This is a genomic window from Propionicimonas sp., from assembly GCF_034927565.1.
Lineage (GTDB): Bacteria > Actinomycetota > Actinomycetes > Propionibacteriales > Propionibacteriaceae > Propionicimonas.
Map to the genome: position 1 here is coordinate 1 of NZ_JAYFPT010000059.1, position 9,483 is coordinate 9,483.

Consider the following 9,483-nt stretch of genomic DNA (forward strand, 5'->3'; position numbering starts at 1 on the left):
ACGCTGTTGCGCGCCAGTTGAGCGACCTCGTCGGCACTCAGGCCGAGCGACTCCCGGGCAGCGGTGAGGTTGTCGTCCAGATAGCCACCGAAGTAGGCCGGGTCGTCGGAGTTGACCGAGACCAGGGCGCCGGCCCGCAGCATGACCGCCAGCGGGTGGGCGGCCAGCGAGGGCACCGCCTTCAGCCGGACGTTCGACAGCGGGCAGACGGTGAGCGGGATCTGCTCGTCGACCAATTTCTGCAGCAGCATCGGATCCTCCACCGCGCGGATGCCATGGTCGATCCGTTCGACGTGCAGGGTCTCCAGCACATCCCAGACGTAGCTCGGGTCGCCCTCCTCGCCGGCGTGGGCGACGGTGTGCAGGCCGTCCGCCCTGGCCCGGGCGAAGACCTCGGCGAACCGGCCGGCCGGGTTGCCCACCTCGCTGGAGCACAGCCCAATGCCGAGCAGCGGTACCCCGGTAGCCACCGCCTGCTCGTAGGCCTGCAGCGCCGATTCGCCCGACAGGTGCCGCAACAGGGTGACGATCAGGCCGGTGGAGATTCCGTACTTCTGTTCAGATGTGGCAAGCGCTAGGTGGACGCCACCGAGCGCCTCGGACGGGGCAATGCCGCGGGCGGTGTGGGCCTGCAGGTCGAAGAACACCTCGGCCCGTCGCACCCCGGCTTTGGCGGCCCGGGCCAGGTAGGCGTCAGTCAGGTCGGCGAAGTCCTGCGCGGTCTGCAGCACCTGCATGTTCGTGTAGTAGAGGTCCAGGAAGCTCTGCAGGTCGGTGAACTCGTACCGCGACCGCAGGTCGACCAGGTCACGGTAGGGCAGGCTGACGCCGTTCCGCTCGGCGAGCGCGAAGATCAGCTCCGGCTCCAGGGTGCCTTCGAGGTGCAGGTGAAGTTCGGCCCAGGCGGTCATCGACGTCCCTTCTCGTTCCACCGATCTTGGCACGAACCGGTGCCCACCACGTTGCTTCCGGACGAACGCGCACCCGGGACCAGAGAAGTCAGCCAGGAGGCCTCCGCACAAACCGGGTGATCCCGGGGAGTCGTGTGGACTATCCACGCGAATAGCCCCTCCTACCCGGTTTTTGCACAACCCGAGACAGCAGCCACCGAAACCCAAGCGACCCGAGTCGAAGACGGTACCAACCTGAGACAGCCGGGCAGCGTCCGCACAAACCGGGTGATTCCGGGGAGTCGGGTGGATTATCCACGCGAGTCGCCTCTCCTACCCGGTTTCTGCATGACCTGGGGTGGGAACTGCCGAAGACCACGGTGAGCTGACAGCACGGTTCGGCAGACCCGTCGAACTGGCCAACACCCGCCCAGGCCGCAGTGATCATCTGCCGCGCGCATTCTGTCGTCCAGGGCAGCGTCCCGAGCCTGATACTGCGACGATCAGGGGAGCAGCCTCTGGCGAAGGAGAGACCCATGCCATATCCGACTCGACCGGTCACGCTCGCGGTGGTGGGAGCAGGGAACCGGGGACAGGCCTACGCGGACTGGACGCTGCAACACCCGGAAGCAGCCCGGGTCGTCGCAGTGGCCGAACCCGACCCGGCCCGCCGTGAGCGGTTCGCCGCCAGCCACGGCCTCGGGCCCGACGCGACCGCCGCCGACTGGCGTGAACTGTTCGACCGGCCCCGGGTGGCGGATGCGGTGATCATCGCCACCCAGGACCGGCTGCACACCGAGCCCGCGGTGGCCTTCGCGCGGGCAGGTTACGACGTCCTGCTGGAGAAGCCACTGGCCCCAACTCTCGACGAGTGCGAGCAGGTAGCCGAGGCTGCCCGCGCCGGCGGCGGCATTGTCGCGGCCTGCCACGTCCTGCTCTACACCCCGCACACCGCAGCGCTGCGGGAGGTGCTCGCGTCCGGGCGGATCGGTGAGATCGCCAGCATCCAGCACCTCGAACCGGTCGGCTACTGGCACCAGGCGCACTCCTTCGTCCGCGGCAACTGGCGGCGGCGCGACGAGTCGGCCTTCATGCTGCTGGCCAAGTCCTGCCACGACATCGACTGGCTCCAGCACATCGTCGGACGGCCGATCCGGCGGGTGTCCAGCTTCGGCGGACGGTTCCACTTCGGTCCCGAGCACGCGCCGGTCGGTGCTGCCGAACGCTGCGTCGACTGCCGGCTGCAGGACAGCTGCGAGTACTCGGCCGTGCACATCTACGGTGACCGGCTGTCGGCCGGGGACGACGGCTGGCCGGTGTCGGTCGTGGTTGATCCGGCCACACCGGCGAGTCTGGCGGAGGCCTTGCGCACCGGCCCGTACGGCCGTTGCGTCTACCACTGCGACAACGACGTCGTCGACCACCAGGTGGTGTCGCTGGAGTTTGACGGCGGGGCGAGCGGAGTGTTCACCATGACCGGTTTCACCGAGTACGCCTACCGGCAGACCCGCATCTTCGGCACCCACGGTGAACTCACCACCGACGGACGGTTCATCGACATCGTCGAGTTCGCCGGCGATCGCCGGGAGCGAATTGATGTCGAGGCTGTCGGCGATGCCACGGCGGGCGGCGGCCACGGCGGTGGGGACGAGGGCCTGATGGCCGCCTTCAGCCACGCTGTGGCGACCCGCGACACCAGCGGGCTCTACTCCGGCATTGAGGCCTCGTTGGCCTCGCACCGGGCGGTCTTCGCGGCCGAGCGGGCGCGGCTCGAGTCGGCGGTGATAGGCCTGTAGACCGCGCACCGCCGGGCCGCGGCCCACTCCGCCGCCGGTGTGGCGCTGGTTCGGCAGAGGGTTTCACCGAACCAGCGTCATTTCTCCACCAGCAGCGACCACATCCCCGGCCGTCGCAGCGGTGTTTGGTGGAACACCTCGCAAGGCCAAGGAGTGGGCGACAGGTGCATCCTGGTTCGACCACGGCAACGCAGCGAGCTGCCGTCGAGCGACGTACAGCAGGCCACCTGGGGATGGGGAGACACTCCAGACTCGACCGACTCGACCGACTCGACCGACTTGGCCGACTTGGCCGGCTCGGCCGTCGGCCGGCTAGACGTTCGGGTAGCGCTCAGTCGCGGGCGCGATCGGGCCACCGTTGCCGATCTCGTAGACCAGGCCGAGGGTGTCCTTGGTGTCGAGGTAGTAGTGGCAGTCCTGGTCGATCCAGCCGGTCTGCAGCACCCGGGCGCCCTGCGCCTCGAAGGCGGCGATCACGCCGGGGATCTCCTCGTCCGACATGACGTCCTTGATGTGGTGCAGGCCCTCGCCGTACTTCTCCAGATGCTCCCAGTAGATGTTCGGCCCGGCGATCGGCTGGACGAGTTCCAGTTCGACCTCGCCGACCCAGGTGACCGCACAGATGAAGTCGAACGGTTCGGTGACCGGCTCGCCGTTGACCTTGAAGTCGCGGACGCTGTCCTGAGTGAAGTGGCGGATATCCCACGGCCCGATGCCGAGGAACTTGTACCACTGGTCGATGGTCGCGTAGACGTCCTTCACGACCAGTGCGATCTGCTTGTAGTTGGGCGTGCGCATTCTCTTCTCCTTCGGGGGTTGTGCCGCGCTCAGCCGAGCTCGACGGTGGTGCCCTGTGCAGCGGAGGCGAAGATGGCCTCCAGGGCGCGGGTGTTGTCCAGCGACCGCTGCAGCGGGTAGCGCAGTGGCTGCCCGCTCCGGATGCAGTCGGACAGGTGCTCGATCTCAAGCCGGTAGGAGTCAGCCCTCGGGAAACTCTCCAGCGTCGGCTCGACGCCGTCCAGGAAGACCTCGTCGCCGTAGCTGTGCCACAGCAGTCGGGTGAACGGCTCGCCGCGCATCCCGCTGCCCGGCATGGTGAGCCAGCCGTCGGTGCCGAGCAACTCGGCCTGGGCGTAGGGGTTGGGGTAGTCGAAGGAGACGTTGACCAACGCCTTGCGGCCATCGTCGAAGCCGAGGATGGCCTCGGCGGAGGTCTCCACCTTCTCGCCGGGACGCGACCAGCTCGTCGCGGTCACCGTCCGCAACTGTCCGGGCAGCAGCTCGCGGGCCATGTCGACCGCGTAGCAGCCCATGTCCCAGACCACGCCGCCGGCGGCTGCGGGGTCGAAGCGGATGTTGTAGCCCTCGTAGTGCTGCTTGAACGCCAGGCCCAGCCGCGCCACCCGGGGGTCGCCCACGACACCGTCACGGATCAGCTGCAGGGCGCGCTGCCAGCGCGGCGAGAATCGGTACATCAGGGCCTCGAGCACCAGCCGGCCGGCGCGCTCGGAGGCGGCCAGGATCTGCTCGACACCGGCCGAGCTGACCGCCAGCGGCTTCTCGCACAGGACGTGCTTGCCGGCTTCCAGCGCGCGGATCGTCCACTCGACGTGGGCGGTGTTCGGCACCGGGATGTAGACCGCCTCGATGTCGGGGTCGGCCAGCAGGGCGTCATAGCCGTGGTACCAGCGGGGGGCTCCCCAGCGCGCTGCCTCGTCCCGGGCCCGGTCGGCCGAGGACGAGGAGGCGACCGCCAGCAGCTCGGCGTTCTCCGCCGTGGTCATCCCCGGCAGCGTCAGCTGGTTGACCCAGGCGACCCCCAGGACTCCCCAGCGGACCTTGTCAGTGGTGGGCATCGGTACCTCTCTCTCGCGTCGTGGCAGCTGATTCAGGCAGGGTGGTTACGGTCGAGTGTTGCGGGAACGGCCGCGCGAGCAGGCGCCGCCAGTCCAGCCTCCCGCTGATTGTGGCCAATCCCATGACTGTGATCAGAATCGCACCCTGGGCGATCTGGTAGGTGAACTGGCTCAACCCCAGCAGGTTGAACCCGCTGGCAACCATCTGTAGCACGAGGGCCGCGAGTACAACGCCGGCGACGGACGTCCGGCCACCATTGGGGTCGGTTCCCCCCAGCACCGCGATGACGATGGCCAACAGCACGTAGGACTGTCCGTAGTCGGCGTTGGCGCTGGCCGTCCGCGCGGACAGCACCATGCCTGCGATCGCGGCGACCAGCCCGCAGACCAGGTAGGCGCGTACCAGCACGGCCCGGTTCGGCAGCCCTGCGTAGCGAGCAGCAGTCTGGTTCGCGCCGAGCATCCGGATCCGAAAGCCCAGGCTGGACCGCCCGACCACGACACCGAGGATGAGCGCCGCGGCGGCGAAGACCAGGAAGGGCGACGGGATTCCACCGACGGTGCCGCTGCCGATCCAGAGGAAGGCGGCAGGCATGCCGTACACCGCTTCACCGTTCGTCCAGCCGACGGCGATGCCGTTGAACAACTGCATGGTGCCGAGGGTGGCCAGGATCGGACTCACGTTGAGCCGGGTGATGACGAACCCGTTGACCAGCCCACAGGCCGTGCCGACTGCCAGTCCGGTCAGGATCCCTGCAACCAGGGCGAGGGGCCCGCCGTCCACCGCACCCGTGACCACGAAGACCTGGGCCGTGGCCAGGGCGGACAGGTTCGCCACCGACACGATCGACAGATCGATCCCCGAGGTCAGCATCGACAAGGCGATGATCAGGGCGAACAGCCCCACCTCGGCGACCTGGAATCCCATCGACTGATAGTTCAGCGGGGAGTTGAACATGGGGGTGCTCAGCGACAGCACCGTCCACACCACGAGGGCGAGGACGACAAGCCCCCACGTCGACGGCTGGACCCGCAGCGCACGCAACCGGGAAAGGGTGCCGGCAGTCATGAGATCGCCTCCAGAATGGCGGGCCGGCGGCGGCGCACGGCCTGAAGACCCTGCACGCTGACCCCGACCAGCAGGAGCAGGCCGACGGCGGCTCGCTGCCAGGATCCGGGCACGCCCAGCAGGATGAGGGAGTTGTTGATCAGCGAGATGAGCAGAACCCCCAGGACGGTCCCGGTCACCGAACCCTTGCCACCGAAGATCGAGGCCCCACCGAGAACGACTGCCGCGATCACGTCCAGTTCACCACCCACGAGAGCGAACGGATCCGCCTCCCGGACCAGCACAACGTGGCACAGCCCGCCGATCGCGGCAAGCCCTCCGGCCAGGGCATAGACCATCACCTGCGTGCGAAGGACGGGGATCCCGACCCGCCTGGCCGACTCCGGATCGGAGCCGAGGGCGTAAACCGAGCGGCCCAGCAACGTCCGGTTCAGGACGAGCGCAATCGCGACACAGAGCAGGGCCAGCGGAACCACGAGAATCGTGAGCGGGGTCTGGACCCGTCCACCGACCACCACCAGGTAACTGGTCGACAGGTCGGCGACCGCACCGGGCAGGTCGGAGATGACCCGAGACCCCACGAACGTGATCAGGACACCACGGACGATCCCCTGCGTCCCGAGGGTGGCGATCAGCGTCGGGATCTTGAGCCCGGCGATCGCGCCTGCGTTCAGCAGCCCGAGCAGCACACCGATCGCGATCGCCAGCAGGAAGGGGAGCCAGACCGTGGCCGACAACCAACCTGCGCCCGAGGCGGCCTTGAGCGTGGCGTAGGCGGCGAAAATCCCGATCGCCATGAACGACACATCGATCCCGCCGGAGACCAGGACGACTAGCGCGCCCAGCGCGAAGGCGATCGTGGCACTGGCGCTGGCGAGCAGGTTGATCGCCGTGGCGGCACTCCAGAATGCCGGCGCGACCGTCCCGACGACGAGGGCGAGGACCACGATCAGCAAGGCCAGCACGCCCTCGTTGTTGGCGCCCCGCAGGCGCCCCAGAACCCGGGTCATGCGGCCAGCCTCCTCGTGATCGATTCCTCGGTGATCTCCGGTGCCCTCAGTTCGCCGTCGAGGCGACCGTGGCGGACGAAGATCACCCGGTGACAGACCGCGACCACCTCGGTGGGATCGTCGGAGATGATGATGACGCCCATCCCCGCCTCTGCCCGATCGCGCAGGATCTGCAGGATCCCGGCCTTGGAACCAACGTCCACACCCACCGTCGGGCTGTTGAGAATGAGCAGCCTCGGGTTCCGGGCCAGCCACCGCGCAATGACCACCCGCTGCTGGTTCCCGCCGGACAGGCTGAGGACGGGGCGCGACGCCGAGGGTGTCTTGATAGCCAGTTCCTGGATCGACCGGGTCTCAAGGTCACGGATCCTGCGGCGATCGAGCAGCCCGACCCGCCCGGTGGCTTCGGCCACCGAGCCGACCACCAGGTTGTCGCTGATCGACTGCTCCAGGAACAGTCCCTGGCTGAGCCGGTCGCCGGGGACATAGCCGATGCCCAACCGCAGGGCGTCCGCCACGCTGGCGATCCTCACCTCCTGGCCATCGACCTGGATCCGGCCGCTGTCGGCCGGCTGCAGACCGAACAGGGCCTCGGCGATCTCCGTCTGCCCGGAGCCGAGCAGTCCGGTGATCCCCAGCACCTCGCCCGGACGCACAGAGAACGAGACGTCGGCGAAGGTCTGGTCCAGGCCCAGCCCGTCGACCTGGATCAGCGGCGCAGTGCCCTGGGCCGGCGGATCAGCGGGCGCGATGGCGGCAAGGTCGCGTCCGGTCATCGCAGCTGAGATCCGCGCCGAGTCGAAGTCGGCCATGGCGCCTGCCGCTACCACCTTCCCGTTACGCAGAATAGTGATCCGTTGGCACACGGCCCGGACCTCGTCGAGCTTGTGGCTGACGAAGACCACCGCGACCCCGCGGCTGGTCAGTTCGTCGACCGCGCGGAACAGGAACTCGACCTCGCGGTGGGTGAGCGCTGTGGTCGGTTCGTCCATGAACACCACCTGGGCAGAGCGGGCCATCGAGCGGCAGATAGCCGTGAGCTGGCGATCTGCCACCGACAACTCCTCCACCCTGGCATCGAGATCGAGGTCGACATTCAGCGTCGAGGTGACCTGCTCGGCCACCTGACGCATACGTCGACGATCCACCATCGCCTGGCGCCGGGAGAGCGCGGCCGGCAGGGCGATGTTCTCGGCGACGGTGAGGGTCTTGAAGAGCGCGAGATCCTGGAAGATCACGTCGATGCCAAGGCCTACCGCCTCCGTCGGGGTCAGGTGGGACAGCTCCCTGCCGGCGAGGCGCAGGACACCGGAGGTCGGTCGCTCGACCCCGCTCATGATCTTGATCAGCGTGCTCTTGCCCGAGCCGTTCTCCCCGGCGAGGCAGTGAACCTCGCCGGGGAACAGTTCGAGGCTGACCCCGTCCAGAGCGTGCACGCCTCCGTAGTACTTCGCGATGGCGTCGACCTGGAGGACGGCGGCCGACGCCTCCTGCGGAGGTGGCTGGGCTGACATCAGAAGTCGTACTCGGCCATGTTCTCGACGGTTACGTCCACCCAGGCATTGCCGTGCAGGACGTTCTCCTTGCCATCGGTGGCTTGCAGGTTTTCGTAGCCCGGGATTCCCAGATCGGTCCCGACGCCCACTTTTTCTCCGCGAGAGAGCTTGTCCTGCAGCGTGACAAGGACCGCACCGGTGACCTTCGGATCCCAGAAGGTGATCGCGTCAACCGAACCGTCCTTGAGGTACTTACCCGCAGTGGACGGGATGGACGTACCGGCGACACAGGTCTGGTCCTGAAGACCGGCCTCACTAATCGCGCGACCGATACCAGCCACATCAGAAGCTGCCGAGCCAAGGAAGCCCTTGATCTGCGGGTACTTGGCCAGGATCTCCTTGGTCTTCTCGTAGGTCTGGGTCAGATCTTCCTTGGTCTCGATCGGATCGGCGACCCGGGTGATGCCGGGGTACTTGCTGGTCGCGAGGTCGAGTTCGGCCTGTGCCCACTTCATATGGCTCTCAGCCGTCAGCGAACCGACCATGGTGACGTACTGGCCTTCGCCGCCCATGCAGTCGGCAAGGGTCTCCATCAGGTGCTCGCCGTAGTCGACGTTGTCGAACGCCTCGATGTCGAGGTCGGTGTTGCCTTGGCTCGGGGCCTCATGCGTGATCACCTTGATGCCGGCCGCGCGAGCCTGCCCGAGTACGCCTTCGAGTGCCTGGGGCGACAGCGGCACCACCGCGATCGCGGCAGGCTTCTGAGCGATCAGGTCCTGGATGATCTTGACCTGCTTCTCTGGACTGGCGTCGTCGGGGCCGACCATGGTCGAGGTGGCCCCGATTGCCTTCGCCTGTTCATCCAGCCCGATCTGCATCCGATCGAACCACGAGATGCCCTGCAACTTCACCACGGTGACGAACTTCTTTGCCTCTGCGTCCCCGCTCCCCGCGGGCGCAGGCTGAGCTGCGCACGCCGTCATGGAGAGGGCGAGTACTGCGGAAAGACCGACCACCACATGGTGGATTGAGCGATGCGTCATTGCTACGCCTCCATTTGTTCCGTATTTCGAACAGGTAAACGAGATGTTGCACACAGCCTGCCTTTCCGGTGAAGGTCTGTCAAGGTGGACGAACCGGTTCCCGACCGGGACGAAAATCGGGCATGCTCATGCGGGCACACGAAAGGAGCCTGATGCCGAGCGCAGCGCTGGATCACCCGTCGCAGAGCAGGGTGCCCGCGGTCGACCGCGCGGTGACGATCCTCGACCAGGTCGCCCGGGACGGCCGTCCCCTGCAGCTGGCCGAACTCACCAGGCAGGTGGCTCTGCCCAAGTCGACCGTGTTCGCCGTCTGCCAAGCTCTG

Annotated in this window: 9 protein-coding genes; 2 read left to right on the plus strand and 7 right to left on the minus strand. The window is 67.5% G+C overall.

The genetic code is table 11. The features are described from left to right. On the minus strand, positions 1 to 911 hold a 911-nt coding region (locus VB080_RS11505), incomplete at its 3' end, for an adenosine deaminase (protein ID WP_323418591.1). A gap of 515 nt (positions 912 to 1,426) precedes the next feature. On the opposite strand from VB080_RS11505, the gene VB080_RS11510 reads away from it, so the two are divergent. Continuing rightward, entirely contained in the window at positions 1,427 to 2,686 is a 1,260-nt protein-coding gene (locus VB080_RS11510; protein WP_323418592.1) for a Gfo/Idh/MocA family oxidoreductase, read from the plus strand. Positions 2,687 to 2,998: 312 nt separating this feature from the next. Here the strand turns inward: VB080_RS11510 and VB080_RS11515 are convergent, their stop codons facing one another. Genes VB080_RS11515 through VB080_RS11540 form a run of 6 tightly spaced genes read right to left on the minus strand, consistent with a single transcriptional unit; the run spans position 2,999 to position 9,214 of the window. Continuing rightward, positions 2,999 to 3,484 carry a VOC family protein gene (locus tag VB080_RS11515; protein WP_323418593.1) on the minus strand — a complete coding sequence of 162 codons (486 nt, stop codon included), beginning with the start codon at positions 3,482 to 3,484 and terminating at the stop codon, positions 2,999 to 3,001. A gap of 29 nt (positions 3,485 to 3,513) precedes the next feature. Further along, positions 3,514 to 4,542 carry a Gfo/Idh/MocA family oxidoreductase gene (locus VB080_RS11520; protein ID WP_323418594.1) on the minus strand — a complete coding sequence of 343 codons (1,029 nt, stop codon included), beginning with the start codon at positions 4,540 to 4,542 and terminating at the stop codon, positions 3,514 to 3,516. Then, a complete protein-coding gene (locus tag VB080_RS11525) occupies positions 4,529 to 5,611 on the minus strand; it encodes an ABC transporter permease (protein ID WP_323418595.1) in 1,083 nt (360 codons plus the stop codon). The genes VB080_RS11520 and VB080_RS11525 overlap by 14 nt, the downstream gene beginning before the upstream one ends. Further along, on the minus strand, positions 5,608 to 6,621 hold the full coding sequence (locus tag VB080_RS11530; protein WP_323418596.1) for an ABC transporter permease: 1,014 nt from the start codon (positions 6,619 to 6,621) through the stop codon (positions 5,608 to 5,610). The genes VB080_RS11525 and VB080_RS11530 overlap by 4 nt, the downstream gene beginning before the upstream one ends. Continuing rightward, on the minus strand, positions 6,618 to 8,135 hold the full coding sequence (locus VB080_RS11535) for a sugar ABC transporter ATP-binding protein (protein WP_323418597.1): 1,518 nt from the start codon (positions 8,133 to 8,135) through the stop codon (positions 6,618 to 6,620). Before VB080_RS11535 ends, VB080_RS11530 begins: the two co-directional genes overlap by 4 nt. Further along, positions 8,135 to 9,214: an autoinducer 2 ABC transporter substrate-binding protein gene (locus tag VB080_RS11540; protein WP_323418598.1), complete on the minus strand. Its 1,080-nt coding sequence runs from the start codon at positions 9,212 to 9,214 to the stop codon at positions 8,135 to 8,137. The genes VB080_RS11535 and VB080_RS11540 overlap by 1 nt, the downstream gene beginning before the upstream one ends. 98 nt (positions 9,215 to 9,312) lie before the next feature. Between VB080_RS11540 and VB080_RS16065 the strand changes: the two genes are divergently transcribed. Then, on the plus strand, positions 9,313 to 9,483 hold a 171-nt coding region (locus VB080_RS16065; protein WP_416339637.1), incomplete at its 3' end, for a helix-turn-helix domain-containing protein.